General features: G+C 65.0%; 25 protein-coding genes and 1 tRNA gene. 16 read left to right on the top strand and 10 right to left on the bottom strand.

All coding sequences use genetic code 11. From position 1 onward, the window contains the following. Positions 1-17: 17 nt before the first annotated feature. The 8 genes from HBA54_RS05110 to HBA54_RS05145 form a co-directional block, all read right to left on the bottom strand. The gene (locus tag HBA54_RS05110) at positions 18-1448 is read right to left on the bottom strand and encodes a PepSY-associated TM helix domain-containing protein (RefSeq protein ID WP_167222050.1); all 1431 of its coding nucleotides are present in this window, start codon (positions 1446-1448) and stop codon (positions 18-20) included. A 78-nt stretch (positions 1449-1526) separates the two neighbouring features. After that, the gene (locus tag HBA54_RS05115; RefSeq protein WP_167222052.1) at positions 1527-1976 is read right to left on the bottom strand and encodes a hypothetical protein; all 450 of its coding nucleotides are present in this window, start codon (positions 1974-1976) and stop codon (positions 1527-1529) included. Between the two features lie 159 nt (positions 1977-2135). After that, entirely contained in the window at positions 2136-2609 is a 474-nt protein-coding gene (locus tag HBA54_RS05120; RefSeq protein ID WP_167222054.1) for a c-type cytochrome, read from the bottom strand. Positions 2610-2699: 90 nt separating this feature from the next. Then, positions 2700-3581 carry a CopD family protein gene (locus HBA54_RS05125; RefSeq protein ID WP_167222056.1) on the bottom strand — a complete coding sequence of 294 codons (882 nt, stop codon included), beginning with the start codon at positions 3579-3581 and terminating at the stop codon, positions 2700-2702. Between the two features lie 27 nt (positions 3582-3608). Then, positions 3609-4058 (bottom strand): copper resistance CopC family protein, encoded by a 450-nt coding sequence (locus HBA54_RS05130; protein WP_167222058.1) that lies wholly within the window; start codon positions 4056-4058, stop codon positions 3609-3611. 93 nt (positions 4059-4151) lie between these two features. Continuing rightward, positions 4152-5219: a tartrate dehydrogenase gene (locus HBA54_RS05135; RefSeq protein WP_167222060.1), complete on the bottom strand. Its 1068-nt coding sequence runs from the start codon at positions 5217-5219 to the stop codon at positions 4152-4154. Beyond that, positions 5216-6097 (bottom strand): alpha/beta fold hydrolase, encoded by an 882-nt coding sequence (locus HBA54_RS05140; protein WP_167222062.1) that lies wholly within the window; start codon positions 6095-6097, stop codon positions 5216-5218. The genes HBA54_RS05135 and HBA54_RS05140 overlap by 4 nt, the downstream gene beginning before the upstream one ends. A gap of 62 nt (positions 6098-6159) precedes the next feature. After that, positions 6160-7044, bottom strand: a complete 885-nt coding sequence (locus tag HBA54_RS05145; RefSeq protein WP_167222064.1) for a LysR family transcriptional regulator — start codon at positions 7042-7044, stop codon at positions 6160-6162. A 142-nt stretch (positions 7045-7186) separates the two neighbouring features. Between HBA54_RS05145 and HBA54_RS05150 the strand changes: the two genes are divergently transcribed. The 3 genes from HBA54_RS05150 to HBA54_RS05160 are packed head-to-tail and all read left to right on the top strand — an operon-like array spanning position 7187 to position 10136. Next, positions 7187-8140, top strand: a complete 954-nt coding sequence (locus HBA54_RS05150) for a tripartite tricarboxylate transporter substrate binding protein (RefSeq protein ID WP_167222066.1) — start codon at positions 7187-7189, stop codon at positions 8138-8140. Between the two features lie 39 nt (positions 8141-8179). Continuing rightward, positions 8180-9682, top strand: a complete 1503-nt coding sequence (locus HBA54_RS05155; protein ID WP_167222068.1) for a tripartite tricarboxylate transporter permease — start codon at positions 8180-8182, stop codon at positions 9680-9682. A 1-nt stretch (position 9683) separates the two neighbouring features. After that, a complete protein-coding gene (locus tag HBA54_RS05160) occupies positions 9684-10136 on the top strand; it encodes a tripartite tricarboxylate transporter TctB family protein (protein WP_167222071.1) in 453 nt (150 codons plus the stop codon). A 51-nt stretch (positions 10137-10187) separates the two neighbouring features. Here HBA54_RS05160 and HBA54_RS05165 read toward each other — a convergent pair. Then, positions 10188-10263: transfer RNA gene (locus HBA54_RS05165), tRNA-Ala, on the bottom strand. Between the two features lie 163 nt (positions 10264-10426). Continuing rightward, a complete protein-coding gene (locus tag HBA54_RS05170) occupies positions 10427-10804 on the bottom strand; it encodes a TIGR02300 family protein (RefSeq protein WP_167222073.1) in 378 nt (125 codons plus the stop codon). 188 nt (positions 10805-10992) lie between these two features. On the opposite strand from HBA54_RS05170, the gene aroA reads away from it, so the two are divergent. The 13 genes from aroA to HBA54_RS05235 all read left to right on the top strand — a co-directional run bounded on the left by aroA (position 10993) and on the right by HBA54_RS05235 (position 23484). After that, on the top strand, positions 10993-12324 hold the full coding sequence (gene aroA, locus HBA54_RS05175; RefSeq protein ID WP_167222387.1) for a 3-phosphoshikimate 1-carboxyvinyltransferase: 1332 nt from the start codon (positions 10993-10995) through the stop codon (positions 12322-12324). 72 nt (positions 12325-12396) lie between these two features. Further along, positions 12397-13050 (top strand): (d)CMP kinase, encoded by a 654-nt coding sequence (gene cmk, locus HBA54_RS05180; RefSeq protein WP_167222075.1) that lies wholly within the window; start codon positions 12397-12399, stop codon positions 13048-13050. Positions 13051-13230: 180 nt separating this feature from the next. Continuing rightward, on the top strand, positions 13231-14988 hold the full coding sequence (gene rpsA / locus HBA54_RS05185) for a 30S ribosomal protein S1 (RefSeq protein ID WP_167222077.1): 1758 nt from the start codon (positions 13231-13233) through the stop codon (positions 14986-14988). Between the two features lie 356 nt (positions 14989-15344). Next, a complete protein-coding gene (gene ihfB / locus HBA54_RS05190) occupies positions 15345-15632 on the top strand; it encodes an integration host factor subunit beta (protein WP_167222079.1) in 288 nt (95 codons plus the stop codon). Positions 15633-15895: 263 nt separating this feature from the next. After that, complete coding sequence (locus tag HBA54_RS05195) at positions 15896-16285, top strand: lipopolysaccharide assembly protein LapA domain-containing protein (RefSeq protein ID WP_167222081.1); 390 nt, start codon at positions 15896-15898, stop codon at positions 16283-16285. Continuing rightward, positions 16285-17220: a bifunctional Delta(1)-pyrroline-2-carboxylate/Delta(1)-piperideine-2-carboxylate reductase gene (gene lhpI / locus HBA54_RS05200; protein ID WP_167222083.1), complete on the top strand. Its 936-nt coding sequence runs from the start codon at positions 16285-16287 to the stop codon at positions 17218-17220. Before HBA54_RS05195 ends, lhpI begins: the two co-directional genes overlap by 1 nt. 12 nt (positions 17221-17232) lie before the next feature. Continuing rightward, the gene (locus HBA54_RS05205) at positions 17233-18351 is read left to right on the top strand and encodes an NAD(P)/FAD-dependent oxidoreductase (protein WP_167222085.1); all 1119 of its coding nucleotides are present in this window, start codon (positions 17233-17235) and stop codon (positions 18349-18351) included. Positions 18352-18431: 80 nt separating this feature from the next. Then, positions 18432-19181 carry an orotidine-5'-phosphate decarboxylase gene (gene pyrF / locus HBA54_RS05210; protein WP_167222087.1) on the top strand — a complete coding sequence of 250 codons (750 nt, stop codon included), beginning with the start codon at positions 18432-18434 and terminating at the stop codon, positions 19179-19181. Positions 19182-19184: 3 nt separating this feature from the next. Beyond that, positions 19185-20126, top strand: coding sequence for a hypothetical protein (locus HBA54_RS05215; RefSeq protein ID WP_167222089.1), 942 nt, complete (start codon positions 19185-19187; stop codon positions 20124-20126). Between the two features lie 116 nt (positions 20127-20242). Then, entirely contained in the window at positions 20243-21136 is an 894-nt protein-coding gene (locus HBA54_RS05220; protein ID WP_167222091.1) for a hypothetical protein, read from the top strand. After that, entirely contained in the window at positions 21133-21960 is an 828-nt protein-coding gene (locus HBA54_RS05225; protein WP_167222093.1) for a hypothetical protein, read from the top strand. The genes HBA54_RS05220 and HBA54_RS05225 overlap by 4 nt, the downstream gene beginning before the upstream one ends. Before the next feature lie 2 nt (positions 21961-21962). Then, the gene (locus HBA54_RS05230; protein WP_167222095.1) at positions 21963-22793 is read left to right on the top strand and encodes a hypothetical protein; all 831 of its coding nucleotides are present in this window, start codon (positions 21963-21965) and stop codon (positions 22791-22793) included. A gap of 43 nt (positions 22794-22836) precedes the next feature. Next, complete coding sequence (locus HBA54_RS05235; RefSeq protein WP_167222097.1) at positions 22837-23484, top strand: phosphoribosylanthranilate isomerase; 648 nt, start codon at positions 22837-22839, stop codon at positions 23482-23484. Positions 23485-23580 lie beyond the last annotated feature (96 nt).

Here is a 23580-nt window from a genome sequence, read left to right on the forward strand (position 1 = left end):
CCGCCCCATGCCTGAACCTACTGCAATGCCCGTTTGAGCGGCGGAATGTTCGACAGGATCAATACGTCGAAAGCCAGCACCGCCAGCAGGGTCAGGCCGACCAGCGGGAAGGCGAGAGACAGCAGCAGCATGATGAAAACCGCCCCCTTCCATAGCGGCAGGTTGGCGGGCAGCGGCGGCGCCGCGAGACGCAGGACACCGCTGGGACGGCGCATCCACCACATAACCACCCCGCTGACACAGAGGAAGATCACGCTGAGGCAGAACAGGGCATTCAGCGCCGTGTTCCACAGCCCCATGTCGCCCTGATGCAATGCGGTGCCCACCGCCATCGCCTTGGCCGCCAGCCCATAATCTTCGAAGCCGACCTCTGCCAGGACCTTGCCGCTATGCTGGTCTATATGCACCGTGCGGTCGCCGGTCGGGGTTTCGGTATCGCCGTCCATCGAATCCGCCGAGACGGTGTAGACCCCGGTGGCATCGCCCGGCAGATTGATGCGGAACTGCTTGTCGAAACCGATCGCCCGCGCCAGGCCCTCGACACTGGTCAGGTTGACCGGCGTGCCTTCCGGGATTCCGGTCACCCCGGCCTCGGAACCGGAGAGCGGCAGCGGCGTCTGCTCCAAGCCCCAGGGTACCTCTTTCAGGGCGCCGTGATTCATGGTCGCATGGGTTTCGTCCGACAGGGGCACGTTGTCCCATTTCTCGGCCGGGAAGGTGCTCCAGGCCTGGACGAACTGGCCGCCCCAGATGCCGGCCCAGGCGAGGCCGGAGATCAGGAAGAAGACCATCACGATCGAGATGTAGAAGCCGAGGGTGACGTGAAGCTCCTTCCAGAGCGCGCGGCCCCGCGCGCTCAGCCGCGGGATCAGGACACGGGCAAAGCCGCTGCCGTCACGTGGCCACCAGAGATAGAGGCCGGTGACGATCAGAACGATGGCCAGCCCCGCCGCGATTTCGATCAGGCGATCACCGAGATCGCCGATCAGCAGGGTGCCGTGGATATCGCTGGCGAAGTAAAACCAGGTCGAATCCTTTTCGACCGCGTTCAGGACCATGTTGGTGTAGGGATCGACCGCGACGATCATGCTGACCCCGTCGACCTTTACGTTGATCAGGGCACTGCGATCAGCCGCCGGGGGCGGCATGTACTGCGCAACCGCCCCGGTCGGATAGAGAGCCGCCGCGGCCTGGGCCTGGGCGACGGCGGAGGTCATCTCCCCCTGCGGTATCACATAGAGGCGCTCGCCAAAGCGCGTCTCCACCGAGTTGAAATAGACCATGATCAGGCCGGTAATCGAAAGCATGAGAAGAAAGGGCACGACAAAGAGACCGGCGTAGAAGTGCCAGCGCCAGGCGGCGACATAGAACTTCCTGGCGAAGGAAGCGGGTTCATCGGACTTTTCCGCTGTCAGCGGACGGCCCAGTGCAGGGACTGCTTTTTCCATGAGAGGACTTTCCTTTGACGGCGGCCCTTTGACGAAAGCCGGGGCCGCCGAAGCTGATGTGTGTTTGAGAATGAAAGATCAGCTGGGGAAAGCCGGAGGAGCCCTTGCGGCGAGATCATAACCCCGCTCAAAGGTTGGAAGGTTTTCGCTGTCGCGAACCGCAAGACGCTGCAGACCTGCAAGAAGCGGTCGCGAGGCAAAGGCAGGCTCGGCGGCCAGTAAGGGGACAGACAGTCCGCAGAACCCGGAACAGGCCTGGAAGACATTGCCGTCGGCTGGCGTCGGTTGCTGGCGCTCTTCCTGCGTCTGCGGCGCAAAGCCGTCCTCCTGCGGATAGAGACTGCGCAGATCGACAAAGCCGTTGGGCGTACAGAGGATGTAGAAGGCGTCGTCGCCGCCGGTGCCGGCCTGCGCCGGAAAGCACGGCAGCAGCAGGCGCACGACAAGCAACAGCGCGACGACGGCCACCGCACGGCGTTTGATAAGCGCCGGCCGCAAAGACCGGGCGCTGCTTGTCGCAAGCGTCATTTATTACCCAGGGATCGCAAGATCCGATGAGCGGCCTTCCGCCGCCCGTTCCTCACTGTTCCAGGGGAGTTTAACCCCCGCACCCGATCCGCTCACCGGGACAAGGTGTCGCGGGGAACAAAATATCGCGGGCGGGCGGCATCGGTCAGCAAGGGTGCTTTACTGCCGGGACGCTTGAGTGATCTGGTCGTGACGGGCCTGAACGGCCGGCGGCCAGCGGCTCTTGATGTAGGACAGCACGGCCCAGATCTCATCGTCGCTCAATACGCCCTCATAGGCCGGCATGTCGCTTTGATAGCTGCCGCCGGCTATCGCAGCGGGACCGTATTTGGTGAGGGCAAAAAGCTGCGCGTCGGGATGATGCCAGGTGTGGCCCGTCTCATCATGCGGCGGCGCCGGCAGGCGCCCGTCGGCGCGCCTTTGGCGCCAATCGGGCTGTCCCTCCAGGCCGGCCCCGTGGCAGACAGCGCACTGGGCGTCATAGATCTGCCGACCAAGCGCCAGCTTCGCGGTGTCCGCCGGATCGATACCCGAAGCCTCGCCGCCGCCCTGGAACAGCAAAGGCGCCGCCATGCCGACACCGCCCAAAATGAGGGCAAGACCGACAACGACCCAACGGATTTCCTTCGGCATAACAGCGCGCATCCACTTACCGGCAACGACCTCCGCAGGCTCCACTTTCCAGCAGGGGGAAGGTCAAGCCTTTGCCTTGAAAAGACTTCTTCAGGCCAGCGAGAAAGCAGAGGTCAGCAAAGCGGTTACCGACAGGATCGCGGCGACAAGGCAGATTTCAGCCGTGATCGAGAGACGCAGCCTGACGCCGGCACCTGCGTCAGCAGCCGCCAGGACGGGCACAAGGCGCCACTTGTTCAAGGCCGCCAACAGAAGCAGACCGCCGACCAGCGCCAGCTTGGCCAAGAGCATCAAGCCATAAGACGTGGTGAACAACGGCAGGAATCCATCAAGCAGCAACCAGGTCAGCACAATCCCGGCAGCAAGCAGGCAGGCCACAAAATAGACTCCCAGCCTGCCGAAACGCTCCATCACCGCCGCCACCCGTTCCCGGTCCGGGGCTGCCGCCAGGCGCCACAGCGGCCAGAGGCTGCCGATCCAAAAAGCGATGGCCAGCAGATGCAGCATAAGCAGCGCGTGGAGCAGGAAGGAATGCTGATCATCCTGCACATGACCGACAAACCCGAAGGACGCCGCCACGGCAAGGCCACCCAGCACAGCGGCAGGCAGACGCAGGCGCGCAAACACGAGGCCGGGCAGCAGGACGGCGAGGCCCAACAGCCGGACCCAGACAGCATCGCCCGCCGCCGTGCCGGCCACCAGGGACCAGAGCTCGGCATCGAACCCGCCGGCCAGGCCCAGGCCGTTCAACAACGCCACCGTCGCAAAGAGGCCGGCAAGCGAAGCCAGCAAGGCAACGGCAACAAGCACCGTCAGGTGCCGCTTCAAGGTGGCGACTTCAGGGTCGAGAAGGAAGCCTCGAAAAGCATCGATGAAGGCGAGTGTGCCGACCGCCGCCAGCGCGAAGGCATAACTCAGGATCTTCGCTGCCAGACTCAATCCCTCGACCGGGGAAAGGGCGAAGTCAGGCATCTTGCGCGACCGGCTTCCCGACCAACCTCAGTTGGCCGGCGCGACGGTGAAGCCGAACTCACCGTCAACCGGATGGCCATCGGCGGAAAGCGCCCGCCACAGCACCCGGTAGCGCCCGGCGCCAAGCGCGGGCAGGGCGATGCTTCTCTCGCTGGCGGCGCTTATGTCGCGTTTGCCCGGCAGGGTGATTTCGCTGTCGTCGCTGTCGAACAGACGCACCGCCGTCAAACGCACCGCCTTAGGGAAAGAGAAGGTCAGCACCTCGGGCGCGACGGCCAGTTCGCTGCCGTCGGCCGGGGTGACCTTCGGGCCCTTGGAGTGGGCGAAAACCGGATCGGCGGCAACGACCATGAAGACAACGGCCACGAAGACAACGGCAAGGCATGCCAAGGCACGCAGCAGCGATGTAAGAAGTTTCATGCGTTGCCCGGCCCCCAGTTCTACGGCACGCCGGGGCGCACCGCCTTGCTCAATCACCAGTCAGTTCCTTAGAGCTTCCCACCGCTAGAAGGTCAAGATCCAAACAGGTTCGGCCGCCATTCTACCGACACAACCCTCCGTTCAGGATGGTCAGGCCAGCGCCTTCAGCACCGCCTCGCCGCAGGCCACGGTATCGGCGGTGCCGCCGAGATCGCGGGTACGGGTCGCGGGATCCTCCAGGGCCGTCTCGATGGCCGCTTCCAATTCCGCCGCCGCCGTCGCCTCGCCCAGGTGGTCCAGCATCATGGCGGCGGTCCAGACCGCGGCGATGGGGTTGGCGACATCCTGCCCGGCGATATCCGGCGCCGAGCCGTGGACCGGCTCGAAGAGCGAGGGGAATTCACGGGTCGGGTTCAGGTTGGCCGCCGGGGCGATGCCGATGGAGCCGGCGACCGCCGGGCCGAGGTCGGAGAGAATGTCGCCGAAGAGGTTGGAGGCGACCACCACGTCGAACCAGTCCGGGTGCTGGACGAAGTGCGCGGTCAGGATATCGATGTGGTACTGCGCCGTTGCGATGTCGGGATGTCGGGCGGAGGCGGCGGCGAAGCGCTCGTCCCAATAGGGCATGGTGTGGACGATGCCGTTGGACTTGGTCGCCGAGGTCACGTGCTTACGTTTGCGTTTGGCCGCCAGTTCGAAGGCATAGTCGAGAATGCGGTCGGTGCCGCGGCGGGTGAAGATCGAGAGCTGCGAGACCATCTCGTGGTCGGTGCCGTCATAAAGACGCCCGCCGACCTCTGAGTACTCGCCCTCGACGTTTTCGCGCACCACGATGAAATCGATGTCTTCCGGGCCGCGACCGGCCAGCGGCGAGGTCATGCCGCGCAGCAGGCGCACGGGCCGCACGTTGGCGTAGAGATCGAGTTCCCGGCGCAGCGGGATCAAAAGGCCCCAGAGCGAGACGTGGTCGGGGACGCCGGGCCAGCCGACGGCGCCGAGATAGATCGCATCGAAACCCTTCACCTGCGCGATGCCGTCCTCCGGCATCATGCGCCCGGTCTCGGCATAGCGCCGGCAGGACCAGTCGAAATCCTGCCACTCGATGGCAAAGCCGTGCTTGGCCGCCACCGCCTCGGCGGTCCGCTGACCGACCGGGATGACTTCCCCACCGATCCCGTCGCCGGGGATCACCGCAATGCGGTATTTGCGCTCGCTCATCGCTCTGCCTCACTGAAAAAAGTATGGAGTTCCTGATAGACCAGATCGGGGCATTCTTCGGCCAGATAGTGCCCGCCGGGTAAGGCGCGGCCCCGGACATCCTCGGCGCGCTCGCGCCACAGCGCCAGCACATCGAAACAGCGGTCGACGGCACCCTCGGCGCTCCACAAGGCCAGCAGCGGACAGGCGAGCCTGCGCCCGCCGTCCTCGTCGTCATGACGGATATCGATGCCGGCCGAGGCCCGATAATCCTCGCAGGTCGCATGGATGGTCGCCGGATCGCGAAAGGCCGCGAGATAATCTTCCAACGCTTCTGCTGTGAAAGGCGTCATGCCCGCCGCGCCGGCCCCGCAGCGCCAGCGCCAGAAGGCCTCCGGATCGGCGGCCATCATCTGTTCCGGCAGCGGCGCCTTCTGGATCATGAAGAACCAGTGCCAATAGGCGCGGGCGAAGGCCTCGTCGGTCCGGCGATACATCTCGCGCGTCGGCGCGATATCGAGCAGCGCCAGGCGTTCCACCCGCGCCGGCCAGTCGAGCGCCAGGCGATGAGCAACGCGGGCGCCGCGGTCATGGGCGCCGATCAGAAAGCGTTCATGGCCCAACTGCTCCATCACCCTGACCATGTCCTGCGCCATGGCGCGCTTGGAATAGGGGGCATGGTCAGCATCGCTCGGCGGTTTGGAAGACCGTCCGTAGCCGCGCAGGTCGGTGGCCACAACGGCGAAGTCGCGCGCCAGGCACGGCGCGATCCTGTGCCACATGGCGTGGGTCTGGGGATTGCCGTGCAGCAGCAGCAGCGCCGGGCCCGACCCGCCGATGACGCCGTGGATCGTCGCCCCCTCGCCGGGCAGGTCGAAATCTTTGAAGTCCGGAAACATGCTTCCTGGGTAGCGAAGGACCGGCTGTCTGTCCAATCGCCGCGATTGATCGCGGATTGTGATCAATCGGCGGATTGGCCGGGCAGGTAGTCCAGAAAGGCCAAAGCACTCTGCATCACCTCGCGGTCGCGCCAGACGACGTAGACCTCGACCAGCGGGCCGCCATCCTGCAGTGGCCGATAGACCACGTCGTCGCGCTGAAACTGAGTAACCCACTGCGGCACCAAGGAAAGACCCAGCCCGGCCGCCACCATGGCGATGATCACATGCCGTTCGTTGGCTTCCTGCAGGATGCGCGGCTCGTGCCCGCGGCTGCGGAAGTAATCGTGGATGACATCGAAGAGGATCGGGCGGTGGGAACGGGCCGGGATCACCAGAGGTTCCTTGGCGATCTCCGCCACCGGCACCGTCTTGCGCGACGCCAGGCGATGGTCGGCCGGCAGGGCCACCACAATAGGCTCGGTCAGGACATGGCGGGCCTTCAAATGACTGTCTTTCGGCCAGATCCGCACAAAAGCGATGTCCAGATGCCGGTTCGACAAAGCGTGCAGCGCCGGGGCCGAGAGCATTTCATTGACCTTTATCTCGACCTCCGGATAGTCGCGGCGGAAGCGCCGCACCACCTGCGGCAGAAGACCCGCCGTCGCCGAATCGACACCGCCGACCTTCAGCAGTTCCGCGCCCTCGCCGGCCACCGCACGGGCCGCGGCGGCGGCGGCTTCGGCCTGAGCCAGGGTCGCCCGCGCCTCCGGCAGGAAACTTTCCCCCGCGCGGGTCAGGCTGACCCGGCGGGTGGTGCGCAGGAACAGGCGCACGCCGAGTTCATCCTCCAGGCCGCGCACCTGGGCCGAAAGGGCCGGTTGGGCCATGTGCAGGCGCTCGGCGGCGCGGCCGAAGTGCAGCTCCTCGGCGACCGCCAGGAATATGCGCAATTGCTTAAGTTCCATGAATGAATGACCCGGGAAAGGAACGGAAAGGCTTGTTTTCTTCAAAGTGATTGTTCAATAAATTCTTCTCAATCTGCAAGCGCCTGCCCACTAGCATTCGCCGCAGAAAAACAACAAGGCATATGAAACGGGAGGTTATGCAATGCAGCGACTTTTGACTCTGGCGGCATCGGCCGTCGTGCTTCTCGGCGCGGTCCAGACGGCCAACGCCGCAGACTATCCGACGAAGGCGGTTACCTACATCATTCCTTACAACCCCGGTGGCGAGTCCGACGTGACCGCGCGCTTCCAGGAAGGCTATTTCAAGGATGTCGCCGGACAGGATGTGGTGATCCAGTACAAGCCCGGCGCCGGCGGCGCCACGGCCTGGGCCCAGTTGAACGGCTACGAGCCCGACGGCTACACCATCATGAACGTGAACTTTCCCCACGCCATCCTGCAGCCCTCGATGAAGGACGTGGGCTATCAGACCGAGGACGTGAAACCCGCCTTCGTCTTCCACTACACACCTGACGCGATCCTGGTGCGGGCCGACAGCCCCTACCAGACGTTGCAGGATCTGATCGACGACGCCAAGGCCAACCCAGGCGCCACCACCTTCTCCGGCTCCGGCACCAACTCGGCCAATCACCTCGCCACCGTGCGCTTCGACCAGATGATGGGCACCAAGTCGACCTACATTCCCTTCAAGGGCTCGGCCCCGTCCATGGCGGCGCTGCTCGGCGGCCAGGTAAAGGCGGCCATGAGCTACACCACCCAGGGCATCAAGGCCGGCGATCAGGTGCGCGTGCTGGCGATCGCCACCGAAGAGCGGGTGGCGGCCTATCCCGACGTCCCGACCTTCAAGGAACTGGGCTTCGACTATGTCGCCGGCGCCTATCGCGGGGTCACCCTGCCGAAGGACGCGCCGCAGGAAGTGCGCCAGAAGGTTTCCGACATCATCGGCCAGATCAACGCCAATCCGGACTTCAAGAAGAAGCTGGAGGAGAATGGTTACGTCGTGACCGACATCCCCCACGACAAGGTCGACCAGTTCATCGCCGACCGCCGTGCGGAGTACGCTTCCGCGATTGAGGCACTGAAGGCCGCCAAGTAACCTTCGGTCCCGAACCCGGGAAGCACCGGAAGCGCGCCGATGCTGGAATCGTTGATAGCGGCCCTGTCGCCGCTGAATCTCGCCCTCGCCCTCTGCGGCGTTTTGGCGGGAACCATCATCGGCGCGCTGCCCGGCCTCTCGGCGACCATGGCGGTCGCCGTTCTGGTGCCCTTCACCTTCACCATGGACCCGGCCTCCGGCCTGATCGCGCTGGGGGCGGTCTATACCGGGGCCATCTACGGCGGCGCCTATGCCGCCATCCTGGTGAACACCCCGGGCACCCCGGCGGCCATCGCCACCGCCATGGACGGCTTTCCCATGGCCAAGCGCGGCGACGGCGATCTGGCGGTGACGCTTTCCTGCCTCGCCTCGGTCGTCGGCGGTCTGGTCGGTGCCCTGGCGCTGCTGTTCCTGGCGCCACCCCTGTCGCAGATCGCGCTGGCCTTCGGGCCGGTCGAGTATTTCTGGCTGGCGATTTTCGGCCTCTCCCTGATCGCCACCCTGTCGGCGGGCCACACCCTGATGGGCCTCATGGGCGGCTGCATCGGCCTGCTGCTCTCCACCGTCGGATCGGCGGTCGTCGGCGGCGACGTGCGCTACACCTTCGGACAGACCCAGTTGCTGGGCGGCATCCCGATCATCCCGGCGATGATCGGGCTCTACTGCATTCCGGTCCTGATCGACCTTGTGATCCGGCCGGAAGCGCACCTGGAGCGCCGCAGCGAACAGATCGCCGGTTTCCGCCTGATCGAGGCGCTGGGCGCGGTCTGGCGCTCGAAGTTCAATCTGGTGCGCTCCGCCGTCATCGGCACCGCCGTCGGCATCCTGCCGGCGGCCGGCGGCTCGGTCGCGGGTCTCGTCGCCTACACCGAGGCCAAACGGACCTCCAAAGACAGCAAGCAATTCGGCAAGGGGGCGACCGACGGGGTCATCGCCTCGGAAGCCGCCAATTCGGCCACGGTCGGGGGCGGCTTCATCCCCACCCTGGTGCTCGGCATTCCCGGAACCCCGCCGGACGCCATCATTCTCGGCGCCCTGCTGGTTCAGGGCATCCGCACCGGCCCGCAGCTCTTCACCCAGCAGGCCGATATCGTCTACACCTTCGTCATCGGGCTTATCATCGCCACCATCCTGATGCTGCCCACCGGCCTGGTGGTCGGGCGCTACGCCTTCCGCCTCATCATCTCCGTGCCGAAGACCGCCCTGGCGCCCGGCATCGCCCTGCTCACCGTGATCGGGGCCTACGCCATCGAGGCCAATACGGTGCACGTGCTGATGATGGTCGGGCTCGGCCTGGTCGGCTGGCTGCTGGCGCGCATCGGCCTGCAGGCCTCGCCCATCGTCCTCGGCCTGATCCTGGGGCCCATTGCCGAGGCCGGCTTCGTGCAGGCCTGGCTGATCGGCGGCGCCCAGGGCAACATCCCGGCGATGTTCTTCGGGCGGCCGATCTCGCTCGCGATCATCGCCCTGACCCTGCTGACCCTGGGCTGGCCCTTCATCGTGGCCTGGCGGGCGCGCCGGACAGCGGCGGGAACCACCTGATATGGAGACTTTGGGCAACAGAACCAGCAACCTGATCGCCGCCGGCATCGCCCTGGCGCTCGGCGCCTATGCGCTCTCGCAGACCGGTGAGATGTCCGAACTGGGGGCGGTCTTCCCGACCACCGCCGCCATCGTCCTGATTATCGCGGCCCTGGCGCTGGCCCTGCGGGTGGTACTGCGCGGCGGCAAAGCAGCGGAGCAGCAGAGCGTCTGGAGCGGCCTTGAATGGCCACGCCTTGTCGGCCTGTCGATCACCCTGCTGGCCTGGGCGCTGCTGCTGAAACCGCTGGGTTTCATGCCCGCCGCCGCCCTGGGCCTGCTGGCCGTCGGCGTCATCACCTACCGCGAACGCATGGGGCTGAAGGCGCTGGCCCTGCATCTGCTGGCCGGCGGCGCCCTGCTGGCGGGTTTCTACGGCCTTTTCTCGGTGGTCCTGAGGGTTCCGCTGCCTTAGAGGTCGCCAAAAAGCAAAACCCCCGGGCGATACCCGGGGGTTTTGAAAAACTGGTGGAGCCGGACGGAATCGAACCGACGACCTCTACAATGCCATTGTAGCGCTCTCCCAACTGAGCTACGGCCCCAAAGGGAACCCCGAATTCCCGGACACGTCTGCCGCCGGTGGGGTGATCGGCGGGAAATTAGGTACCCCGCCCCCGCAAGGCAAGGAAAAAGTCACGGGCGCCCGGCGGCCGGCAGGACAACGCAGCCTGCCGCCGCGCCTCGGGAAAAACCGCGTTCCTGCCTTCAGCTGTCGTCTTTTTCCTTCTCGACCACGACGTCGCTCATATCGTCTTCGCCCAGGTCCGAGGTGTCTTCGATGACGTCATCGTCATCGTCGTCGCCGGCGGCCTCCTTCAACAGAGCGTCGGCCTCGGCATCCTCCACATCGATCTCGGCATCCTCAGTCTTGGCGTCCTCCTCTTCGGCCGGCGCCGGCTTGGCAACAGGCTTCGGCTTCGGATCGGGTTTTGCCGCAGCCCGCGGACGGCGTGATTTCAGCAGAGCTTCTGGATCAAACACCGCCGCACAGGACGGGCAGGTGATCGGCGACTTCATCAGGTCGTAGAACTTGGTTCCACAACTCTGGCAAATGCGCTTGGTCCCCCATTTCGGATTAGCCACCAGCGCAACCTCCAAGGATCTTAATGTTCATAGGCCAAGGCTTGGCAATTGCCATGATCGTGCATCGCTGTCAAAAGGTAATTCGTCAGGGCCCGGTAATAGAGAGGCCTGGGTGGCCGGCGGCTGGCGCTAAAGCGGAGCGGCGCCACCGAACTTATCGCAAGCAAGGAACGAACCTTTTGAAACCCATGACCGCCCAGCCGACAGAGGCACTGTCCGGTACCCTACGTTTGCCCGGCGACAAGTCGATTTCACATCGCGCGCTGATGCTGGGCGGACTGGCTGTCGGTGAAACCACCATCGACGGGCTGCTGGAGGGTGAGGACGTCCTCTGTACCGCCGCGGCGATGCGCGCGCTGGGCGCCGAGATCGAGCGCGACGAGAACGGGCAGTGGCACGTCTGGGGCCGCGGTGTCGGTGGACTGGGCGAACCGGACAACGTGATCGACATGGGCAATTCGGGCACCGGCGCGCGCCTGCTGCTGGGCATCCTGGCGAGCCACCCGCTGACCGCGGTGCTGACCGGCGACGCCTCTCTGCGCGGGCGGCCCATGGCGCGGGTGACCGATCCGCTGGCCGCCTGTGGCGCCGAATTCATCGCGCGAACCGGCGGACGCCTGCCATTGACCGTGGTCGGCAGCCGCGACCCCCTGCCCCTGGACTATGAGCTCCCGGTGCCCTCGGCCCAGGTAAAGTCGGCGGTTCTGCTGGCCGGATTGAACGCCCCCGGGGATACGCGGGTCGTCGAGCGGGAGGCCACGCGCGATCACAGCGAGCGGATGCTGGCCTATTTCGGCGCCACAATCCGGCGTAGCGAGATCGAAATCGAGGGCTGCATGGCCAGCGAGATCGTTCTCAGCGGACAGCCGGAACTGACCGGGCGTCCGGTCAGGGTACCGGCAGACCCTTCCTCGGCCGCCTTTCCGCTGGTCGCCGCGCTGCTGCTGCCGGGCTCGCAAACCCGGCTCATCGGCGTCGGCATGAACCCCCAGCGCAGCGGCCTGCTGACCACCCTTCAGGAAATGGGCGGCGATATCGAGATCACCAATGCCCGCGAAGAGGGCGGCGAGCCGGTCGCCGACCTGCTGGTGCGCGGCGGGCCGCTGGAGGGCGTGGAGGTCCCGGCGGCGCGCGCGCCCTCGATGATCGACGAGTACCCGGTCCTGGCCATGGCCGCCGCCGCCGCGAAGGGGCGCACGGTCATGAAGGGGCTGGGCGAGCTGCGGGTGAAGGAAAGCGACCGCCTGGCAACCGTCGCCAGAGGCCTCAATCTCTGCGGCCTCGAGATCGAAGAAGGGCCCGACAGCCTGACGGTCGAGGGGGTCAACGGCCGCCCGCCCGGCGGCAACAATCAGCCGATCCAGACCGAACTGGATCACCGCATCGCCATGAGCTTCCTGGTCCTCGGCATGGCCAGCGAACGGCCGGTACAGATCGACGACGCCACGCCCATCGCCACTTCCTTTCCCGACTTCACCAAGCTGATGCAGGACCTGGGCGCGAAACTGACCGATGTCTGAAGCGATTTTTGAGTTCGGCATCCTTGACGAAAAGCCAGGCCGGGACGAAACGCCGGGCCGGAGGCCGGCCGCATGATCATCGCCGTCGACGGACCGGTGGCGGCCGGCAAGGGCACCCTGGCACGGCGCCTGGCCGAGGCCCTGGATTTTGCCTATCTGGATACCGGGTCGATTTACCGGGCGGTGGCGGCGAAGATTCTGGCCGGCAATGGCAACCCGGAAGACCGGGATCTGGCAATCCAGGCCGCCGAAGACCTGGCGGCGGCGGACCTGGAACGCAGCGACCTGCGCCGCGAGGATGTTGGGCAGGCGGCCTCCAAAGTGGCGGCAAACCAAGCCGTGAGAGAGGTTTTGCTGGCCTTTCAGCGGCGCTTCGCCGAACATCCCCCGGGCGGCAAGACCGGTGCGGTATTGGACGGCCGCGACATCGGCACAGTGGTCTGCCCCGCCGCCAACGTGAAACTATTCCTAACCGCTTCCATGGAAGCCCGGGCCCTGCGGCGCCATAAAGAGTTGCTAGAACGGGGCGAGGAGAGTATATACGCCCGCGTTTTGCAGGACTTGCGCGAGCGGGATGCCCGCGACAGCGGGCGGGTGACCGCCCCGATGAAAGCCGCAGATGATGCGATGCGGCTCGATACAAGCGAGATGGATGCGGATCGGGTTTTTGCCACCGCGATGGCGGAAATCGCCCGGCAGGGCGGCCCGGGGAGCGGGACTGAGTAAGTCCCGAGCAAGCGGGCGAAAGACCTCCGCCCGGATAGCGGGCCCGGATCACAAAGAAAGCCCTATCGCTTGGGGCAGGGACTGCAGGATTGTTTTTTGAGTGCCCGGGATGGTCCCGGGAAGACCGGCGGAACAACCGCCCGGCCTGGATAGTGCAGAAATAGAGAAAGGACGACCCGAATGGCTGAATTGGCCAGCGAGACCGCCGCGGCAGCGACTGAGAGCTTTGCCGCCCTCCTAGATGAATCCCTTGGCACTGACGACTCCCTTGAAGGCAAAGTCCTTCGTGGCACCATCATCGCGATTGAAGGCGATACCGCCGTCGTCGATGTGGGCCTGAAGTCGGAAGGGCGCGTCGCCCTGAAAGAATTCGCCGAGGCCGGCCAGTTGCCGGAGCTGAAGGCCGGCGACGAGGTGGAAGTCTACCTCGAGCGCATGGAGAACAAGAACGGCGAAGCCATGCTGAGCCGCGAGAAGGCAAAGCGCGAAGAGGCCTGGACACAGCTTGCCAAGTCCTTCGACAGCAACGATCGGGTCACCGGAACCATTTTCGGCCGCGTCAAAGGCGGCTTCACCGTCGACCTTTCCGGCGCCGTGGCCTTTTTGCCCGGCAGCCAGGTCGACATTCGCCCGGTACGCGACGTCAGCCCCCTGATGGGTACGCCACAGCCCTTCCAGATCCTCAAGATGGACCGCTCCCGCGGCAATATTGTGGTTTCGCGCCGCGCCGTGCTGGAAGAGACCCGCGCCGAGCAGCGCTCTGAGCTGGTCGCCAACCTGAAGGAGGGCCAGGTCCTCCAGGGTGTGGTGAAGAACATCACCGACTACGGCGCCTTCGTCGATCTCGGCGGCGTCGACGGCCTGCTGCACGTCACCGATATCTCCTGGAAGCGCATCAATCACCCGACTGAGGTGCTGTCCATCGGCCAGCAGGTCAATGTGCAGGTGATCCGCTTCAACTCTGAAACCCAGCGCATCAGCCTGGGCATGAAGCAGCTGGAAGCCGACCCCTGGGAAGGCGTTGCCGCCAAATACCCGGTGGGCACCAAGTTCACCGGCCGCGTCACCAACATCACCGACTACGGCGCCTTTGTGGAGCTGGAAGCCGGGATCGAGGGCCTGGTCCACGTCTCCGAGATGAGCTGGACCAAGAAAAACGTCCATCCGGGCAAGATCGTCTCCACCTCTCAGGAGGTCGAGGTCATGATTCTGGACGTGGACGAGCAGAAGCGCCGCATCAGCCTGGGCCTGAAGCAGTGCGGCTCCAACCCCTGGGAAGGCTTCCTGGAAAACCACTCGGTGGGCAGCGAGCTGGAAGGCGAGATCAAGAACATCACCGAGTTCGGCCTGTTCGTCGGCCTGCCCGGCGAGATCGACGGCATGGTCCATCTGTCCGATCTGGACTGGAACCTGTCCGGCGAAGACGCCGTCAAGCAGTACAACAAGGGCGACAGCGTGAAGGTTAAGGTGCTGGACGTCGACGTGGACAAAGAGCGCGTCAGCCTGGGCATCAAGCAGCTGGGCGACGATCCTTTTGCCGGTTCGACCGAAAACCTGAAGCGCGGCGATGTCGTCACCTGTACCGTTCATCAGGTGCTGGAAAACGGCATGGAAGTCCAGATCGGCGACGGCGCCATCGGCTTCATCCGCAAAGCCGAGCTGTCACGCGATCGCAGCGAGCAGCAGCCCGGCCGCTTTGCCGTGGGTGAGAAGATCGACGCCAGGATCACGGCGATCGACCCGAAGACCCGCAAGATCGCCCTGTCGATCAAACAGCGCGAGATCGCCGAAGAAAAGGAAGCGGTGGCCGAGTACGGCTCCACCGAGTCCGGTGCAAGCCTTGGCGATATCCTGGGCGCGGCCTTTTCCAAAGCCGCCCGTCAGCGTGACACCGACGGCAATGACGGCAACGATCAGGAAGAAAACAAGGACAGCTGATCCGCTTCGGCAACGACTGTTCAGGTCTTCAGAATACGGCCCGCCGAGTTTTCGGCGGGCCGTTTTTTGTTGCCTGATTCTCAGCGCCGGAAAGAGAATGGAAGGCGAAGCAAAAAACGTTTGTTCTGAAAGGCTTACACTTGACGCCCGCGCCTTCCTCTGGCAACGTTTCCCGCACTTGAGGTCGGAACCATCGTTTTACGGCCAATTAAGGGCAGCGCAGGCCAACCGCCGCACCGGGGCAGAAACGGGAATGATGCCCCTGGGACACAAGCGGCGGGGGTCGGTGAGCTGCGGGAGGCAAACGGACAGGGGACGCCCGATCGAAGCAAGGTCGGGAGGGGAACGATGTCGCTATGACAAAATCAGAACTGATCCAGCACATTGCCGATCTGAATCCGCATCTTTATCACCGCGATGTGGAACGCATTGTCACGACGATCTTTGACGAGATTTCCGAAGCCCTGTCCCGGGGGGACAGGGTAGAGCTCAGAGGCTTCGGCGCTTTCTCGGTGAAAAAGCGCGAAGCGCGCGTTGGACGCAATCCGCGCACCGGCACCGCGGTCAGCGTCTCGGAGAAGCACGTTCCTTTCTTCAAAACCGGTAAGCAGTTGCGCGAGCGCCTGAACGGGCGGCAGGACTAGATCGGATCATGTTTTGACGGAACCACTGTGTGGTTGCGTCAAAACATGTGAATCCGATCGACATTAAACAGTTAGAGCAGATTCACCCCGTCGATGGATCGCCTCTGGCGATTCCATCCGACCGGGATCTGCTCCAGGCCAAGCTCAGCCGCCGGCCGTGCCGCTCCCGGTGACGGGACGGCTGTCACAACAAGCCTCGCGAAGCGGCGCCGCTTGGTCTAATCTGATTCGACTTCAGTTCTAACCTGCTGAGTGGCGCTGACGTGCGGTACATTTTCTGGATCCTGACATTGCCGCTGACGGCGGTTTTCATCATCTTTACGGTCGCCAACCGCGCGCCTGTGGTGATTGACTTCTGGCCGTTCGAACTCAAGCAGTCGCTGCCCTTCTCCCTGGTGGTCCTCCTCAGCCTTTTGTTTGGTTTCCTCGTCGGCGCATTCCTGATGTGGCTGCGCTTTGGTATGGCACGGGCGCGGGCCCGCCATGCCGAACAGCGCGCCGCGGTTCTGGAGCGGGAGCTGGAAAGCCTCAAACGCAGCCATGCCACCGCAAGGCCCCACACCACCGCGGGCCACAACCCACCACCGGCTCTGAGCGCCCCGACATCGGCCGATCAGACCCCAAGGCTGCCTGCCGCTTCCGGCGGACGGTGATGCGGATCATCTCCGCGGCGGAGGTAGAGACCGCGCTTGACTATGCCAGCCTGATCGAACGGCTGCGCCAGGCCTTTCGCCGGGACTTCGAAGTGCCGGTGCGCCACCACCACGACGTTGAAACCGGCGGCGCGAGCACCGCGACCCTGTTGCTGATGCCGGCCTGGCAGGTCGATCGTCACATCGGGATCAAGATGGTGACCATCTTTCCCGACAACGGCGAAAAAAGCCTGCCGGCGGTGATGGGCATCTACGTTCTGCTGGACGGCAAGACCGGCTCGCCCCTGGCACTTATCGACGGCCCGACCCTGACGGTCAGGCGCACCGCGGCAGCCTCGGCCCTGGCATCCAGCTACCTGTCGCGGCCGGACAGCGAGCGGCTGCTGATGATCGGCACCGGCGCCATGTCGCCGCAACTGATCATGGCCCATGCGGCGGTGCGGCCGATCTGCAACGTTTTGATCTGGGGGCGTGACTTCGACAAAGCCGACAAGCTGGCCAAACGCCTGAACCGCCGCGACTTTCGGGTCGAAGCGACCAACGACCTTGAAGCCGCCGTCGGCGGCGCCCATGTGATTTCCTGTGCGACCCTCAGCCACCAGCCACTGGTTTGCGGCGACTGGCTGCAGCCCGGCCAACACGTCGATCTGGTCGGGGCCTTCCGGCCGGACATGCGCGAAAGCGACGACCGGGCAGTGGAACGGGCCCGCGTCTTCGTCGACACCCGCGCCGGCGGGATGAGCGAGGCCGGCGACATCCTGCAGGCGATAGAGGCCGGCGTCCTGAGCGAAGAGGATATCGCCGGCGATCTGTTCGAACTGACCCGGGGGGAGCGCAGCGGACGGCGCTACTATGACCAGATCACCCTGTTCAAGTCAGTGGGCACGGCGATCGAAGACCTGGCGGCCGCCCAACTGGTCTATGAACGCCGGTAAAGAGGAGCCGTCATGAAAGTCCTGATCGTCGGCGGCGGAATAGTGGGCCTTTCGACCGCCTGGGCACTGGTCCGCCAGGGCCACGACCCGGTCCTTCTCGAACAGGGCCCCCTGCCGCAGACGGCCGGCGCCTCCTACGACCAGCATCGCCTGATCCGCCTGCCCTATGCCGACCAACTGGGCTACTGCGCCATGGTGGTCGACGCCTTCAAGGCCTGGAGCCGGCTGTGGGACGACCTGGGCGAATCCCACTATGCCGAGATCGGCAGCCTGGCTGTCTCCACCGCCGCGAACGACTGGGCCGACCTCTCGCGCCTCACTTTGGACCGGCTTGGGCTCGGCTACGAAACCCTGGACGCCAAGGAAATTGAAGCGCGCTGCCCCTTCATGACCGTGCCGGCGCAGGCCTGGGGCCTGCTCAACCAACGCGGCGGCCTGCTCTTCGCCTCGCGCATCGTCGAGGCGCTGGTCCGCTATCTGCAGCATCGCGGGGTCAGCCTGCGGGCGGAACACCGGATTGTCAGCGTCGATCCCGGCGCCGGCTGCGTCACCCTGGAAAACGGCAATCGCGAGTCGGCGGAGGCCATCGTGGTCACCGCCGGTGCCTGGACCGCCAAGCTGTTTCCCGAACTGGCGCGCCGCGCGGTGGCGCATCGCCAGGTGGTCGCCTACCTGGAGCCGCCGGAGAGCCAGGCTGAGGCCTGGGCCGCCGCCCCGGCCATGGTGCACCTGCTGAACGAGGTCGACATCTATGCCGCCCCGCCGGTTGCCGGTACCGAACTGAAGTTCGGCGCCGGGAAGCACCGCCGGCCCGGCGACCCCGACCGTCTCGACCCGCTGGGCGAGACGGAGGCCGCCGAGGTCGCCGCCGCCTTCCGGCCCCTGCTGAAAGACTTCGACGACTACAGGATTCTGCGGGGCCAGGTCTGCCCCTATGCGGTATCGCCCGATGATCGCTTCGTGACGGAGCGCAACGGCGGTGTGACGGTGATCGGCGGCTGCAGCGGCCATATGTTCAAATTCGGCGCCCTGATGGGCGAGGAACTGGCCAAAACGGCCATCGGGGAGCGTCCCTACGAGGACTTTCGCGACTGGGCCGAGGGCCGCCGGGAAGGTCTTTCGGAGGTCTGATGCCAAAGTTCGCGATCATCCCCGCCTGCCTCTGGTAGCGCCGCCCCGGCTCTGCTAGTTAGAGCCCCATGACAACGAACATGACAACGAAAACGACACGCAAGACCATCGCACCGCAGGATCGCATCTTCGTCGGCCTGGATACCCCCGATATCGAACGCGCCGCGGCGCTCGCGAAATCGCTCGCCGGCGCCGTCGGCGGCATAAAGATCGGCAAGGAGCTGTTCACCGCCCAGGGGCCCGACGGCGTACGTCTGGTGGCCGGCGGTGCGCCCTTGTTCCTGGACCTCAAGTTCCACGACATCCCCAACACCGTGGCCGGCGCCGTACGTGCCGCCGTCCACCTGCGCCCGGCCATCCTGAACGTCCATGCCTCCGGCGGGCGCGCCATGATGCAGGCCGCCGCCCAGGCCGCGCGGGAAGCCGCCGAGGATCTGGGGACTGAACGGCCCAAGGTCATCGGCGTCACGGTGCTGACCAGCCTGGACGCCCGGGACCTGGAAGAAGTCGGCCAGCGCGGCCCGGCCGGGGAACAGGTTCTGCGTCTCGCCCGCCTGACCCAGGACAGCGGCCTGGACGGCGTGGTCTGCTCGCCCCGGGAGATCGAGGCCCTGCGCCGGGCCTGCGGACCCGATTTTCTGCTGGTGGTGCCGGGCATCCGTCCGTCCTGGTCGACAAGCGACGACCAGAAGCGGGTGATGACCCCGGAAGAAGCGGTTGCCGCCGGCGCCGACCACCTGGTCATCAGCCGTCCGATTATCGCGGCGGACGACCCTCTGGCCGCCGCCCAGCGCATCGCCGGCGATCTGAGCGGGGCACTGATAGACTAAGCAATGACGTCTCAACACCCCTCTCCCTCGGGCCCGCCCACCGGCGCCGTGGCCGACCTGCCGGTTGCCGCCACGGTGGTCGCCAGCTTCGCCTCGGTCTTCGGTCAGATCGGCCTGGTCGCCCAGGCGGCCAAGGGCGCCTTCGTCATGCTGTTGGCGGCCTCCCTGATTTCCCTGGCCCTGCCGAACAGCGGTCTCGTCAATTTCTTCATGATCCTCGTCAGCCTCGCCGCCACCAGCCACTTCGGGGTCAACTGGTGTCGCGTCATGCTGCTGGGCCCGCAGGGACTGCCGACGCGCAGCCTGGGCTGGGGCGACGTGCATTGGCGCTTCTTCGGCAACGGCCTGATGATCTTCGTGATTATGATCGTGATGATGCTGCCGCTCACCGTCATCGGTTCCTTTCTTGCCGCGATCCTGGGTCTGGTGCGCGCGCCGGATCAGGTCGGACCGGGGATCGCGCTGGTTTTCCTGCTGGTCTTCCTGGGCATTCTCTATGTCCTGGCCCGGCTGGGTTTCGTCTTCCCCGCCGTGGCGGCGGAGGAGGGCTATGGCCTCGGCCTGTCGTGGAAGCACACGGCGGGGCAGGGCTTTCGGATCACCGCCGCCCTCTTTGCCGCCGGCCTGCCCATCGCCGTGGCGCAGCTGATGTTGACCGTCTTCCTGATCCAAACCCTTTTCGGCATCTCCATCGCGGAGCTCATGCCGCAACTGCCGGCACCGGGCGAGAGCTTCCCGCCGGAGCCCGCGCCGGGCAGCAGCCCGGCAGAGGCCCCCTCCGCCATCGCCGTGATCATCTTCAACCTGATCTCGGCCGCAGCGAATTTCCTCTCCTTCGCGGTGCTGTTCTCGCTGCTCTGCATCGCTTTTCGCACCTGCACCGGCTGGGTGCCGCCCCAGGGCAGCGTTCCCATGGCCGTGCCCCCGCGCGAAGACGACGACTAGAGTCTTTTCAACTTACGTCGAAGCGGCACCGGCCGCCGTTTCCTTTCTCTTGGTCGAACGAGAGTGCCCCTGTTATCGTTCTGGTTGGAGAAGCGCATCTTCGGGGGAAGACAAAGGTGTCCGATCAGGAAACAGCGGTTGCCTTGCCCGGTTTGGGCATCGCGGCGACCGTAAGCAGTGCCTACCGCGCCGTTTTCGGCCAGTTCTGGCCGCTCTGCAAAGCAGCGGCCCTGCCTTTTTTCCTCAGCCTCGTGATTGGCGTACTCGGCGTGTTCGTTGCAGACACCCATGTCGTCCTGGACATCGGTGTGCAGCTTCTCAGTCTGCTTCCCCTGGTGATCTTCGGGATTGCCTGGGGCCGCATCGTGCTGGTCGGGCCCAGGAGCGGCGCCATCCCGAAACCGCTGTTCGGCCGGCGGACCGGAGTCTATTTCGGCTATATCCTGGCCCATATGCTGCTGATCATGCTGCCGATCATGGGTCTGGTGATCGCCGCCGTCGGAACGGCATTCCTGACCGGCGGTTTCGCACCCGGTATGGAACTGGAAAGTGGCGCAACACAGGTCCTCTGGCTTTTGCCCGCAAGCTTCCTGCTCTATCTGATCCTGCTATATTTCTCCGCCCGGCTGGCCCTGGTGTTCCCCGCCGTGACGCTGGACCAGAAACTGGGCCTGCTCGGTTCCTGGCGCCTGACCCGCGGCAGCGGCTTTAAGCTCTACATCGCGATGATCCTGATCGTTATTCCTGTTATCGTGTCGGTGATGATCGGCGGTGCGTTCCTGGGTGGCCTTGTGTTCACCAACCTGGACCAGCCGGGCCTGTCGTTGATCACCGCTGACGGCGGGCTGGATTTGGTGACCCTCGCCCTTATCGCCGCGCCGGCGACGATTTTTTCGGTCGTGGTTCAGTACGTCACCTTCGGGCTGATCGTCGCAGCCTTCGCCAAGGCCTACGCCCAGTTGAGCGGCTGGGGCGGCCCGCGCCAGGAGGTGCTGGAACGTTTTGAATGATCAGTAACGAACCCCCGCAAGAGGCTGTTGGCGCCCTGCCGGTCTCGGCAACCATCGTTGAACTCTACGCCACGCTTTATCGCCGGGCTTCGGGCCTGGCGGTCCGCCTCGGCCTGCCGACGGTGATTTCGATCTTCTTCCTGTTCCTGGCGGGCGGCCAGCTGCATCCCCTGTTTGCCTATGTTCTCTGGTACCTCTTCCTGGCCCTGCCGATGACCCTGCTGGGGGTCTCCTGGCTGCGCCTTCTGCTGCTGGGGGACAACAAGACGCCTTTCGCGGTTTTCTCCGACTTCGACGAACGGCATCGCCGCTTTTTCAAATACAGCCTGTTGCTGTCACTCATCACCCTGCCGCTGGTCTTTCTGCAGTACGCTTTGGAGACCGGCAGCGGCGCGAACGGCGCCGAGGGACAGAACACGGACTTCGCCGACGACACCGCGGCGGGAGAGAACCCCTTCGCGGACCTGATCTACTGGATGGCCTACCTGCCGCTGTTCTACATCCAGCTGAGGCTGTCTTTCGTGCTGCCGGCCATCGCGGTGGACGAGACCTACGGCTTCGCCGATGCCTGGCGCCACACCCAAAGCCAGGGCGGGCGGCTGTTCCTCATCGCAGCCATCGCCGTGCTGGGGCCCTGGCTGGTCTGGTACTACAGTCCGGCCTGGTCCGACGAACCGCTCTGGCAACTCGTCGTCTTCTGCTTCTATCACTTCTCGATCTTCCTGCATCAAGGCGCCTTCCTGGCCCTGCTCGCCATCGCCTTTCGCAGCTGTACCGGCTGGGTCCCGGCCCCCGACCGGCGCATCATCGAGCGCTTTGAGTAACCATGTCGACGACCGAGTTATCGCCCCCGACCAAACTGCCGATCTGGCAAACCGCGAAGGCCGGATACAGCGAAACCTATCGCAATCTCAGGGCCTTTCTGACGGCAGCGGCACTGCCCTTTGCGCTTTCGCTGCTTCTCGCAGCCACATTTGCCGATGCGCCGGAAGGGCAGGGCTTCACGATCTTGCACAGCGCACTGGATATCCTGATCGTCGCGCTCTTCGAGCTGGCCTGGTATCGGCACCTGATGCTGCAGTCAGCCGAAACCCGGCCTCGCCTGTTACCCCGACCGGGTGCAAGACTACTTGCCTACCTGGGCTATGCATGGCTGCTGGGCCTCGCCTTCATTCCCGCAATGCTCACCTTGGAACAGCCGACCGGCACAGAGGACACCGCATCAACCGCCCATGGAATGCTTTTGGCTCAAATGGCTGCGGTCATTCTGCTCTACATCTTCGCCCTTTATCTGAACGTCCGTCTCGGCTTCGCGTTCTTGTGGATTGCGATCGATGAAACCGGCCGCCTTGGGGAGTCCTGGCGTAGCACCAAAGACAATGGCCTTCGTCTGCTCGCGGTTGTCATGATCGTCGCCGCCCCGTTTCTGGGTATCGCCGTCATCGGAAGCGTCGTCACGGCTACGATGTTTCCGGATGTGCTGACCCAACTCGAAACCCCCGAGGCCGGAGGAGGGCCGTTCTGGTTCGGTCTGGTCGCCGAACAGACCCTGATCTACATCTTCTACGCCGTCGGCTCCGCCGCCTTCGTCCATGCCTTCAGCAACCTGACCGGCTGGTCCCTTAACCAAAAGAAAATCCTGGAGCGCTTCGACTAACTCCCATTGACTTGCCAGCCCTCGCCCGCCCTAATCCGCGACCATGAGCGTTGATGTGAAAATCTGCGGGATCTCGACACCGGCGGCGATGAGCGCCGCGGTGACGGGCGGGGCTGCCTTCGTCGGCCTGGTGTTCTATCCGCCCAGCCCACGCTCGGTGACGCCGGAGCAGGCCGCGCCCCTGGCCGCCCTGGTGCCGGAGGGCATCGTGAAGACCGGCCTGCTGGTCGATGCCGACGACGCCACCATCGCAGCCATCCTGAAAGAGGTGCCGCTGGACCTGCTGCAGCTGCATGGCAGCGAAACGCCGGAACGGGCGGCGGCAATCAAGGCGCGCTTCGGCGTCAGGGTGATGAAGGTGCTGAAACTGCACCAGGAAAGCGATCTGGCGGCGGTCGAGCCCTACCTCGGCGTGGTCGATCGCCTGCTGTTCGACGCCAAGCCGCCGGCGGAGATGAAAAACACCCTGCCCGGCGGTAATGCCCTCAGCTTCGACTGGTCGATTCTGGCCGGCAAAACCTGGCCTTTGCCGTGGATGCTGGCCGGCGGCCTGACGGCGGACAACCTGGCCGAGGCGGTGGCGGTGACCGGTGCCCCGGCACTCGACATCTCCTCCGGCGTCGAAGACGCGCCGGGCCGGAAAAACCCTGAGAAAATCAGGGCTTTCCTGGCCGCCGCTAAGGCGCTCTAGGCGGCTTTGTCGGGCGACAATATGCCTGCCCGGCGCCCGGCGCGGGGCATTGCAGCGGCGGCGCTAATCGGGCAAAGTCCGCCCTTAATCAACGAT

The sequence above is a fragment of the Pelagibius litoralis genome (genome assembly GCF_011683915.1).
In the GTDB taxonomy this organism is placed as follows: Bacteria; Pseudomonadota; Alphaproteobacteria; order Kiloniellales; family Kiloniellaceae; genus Pelagibius; species Pelagibius litoralis.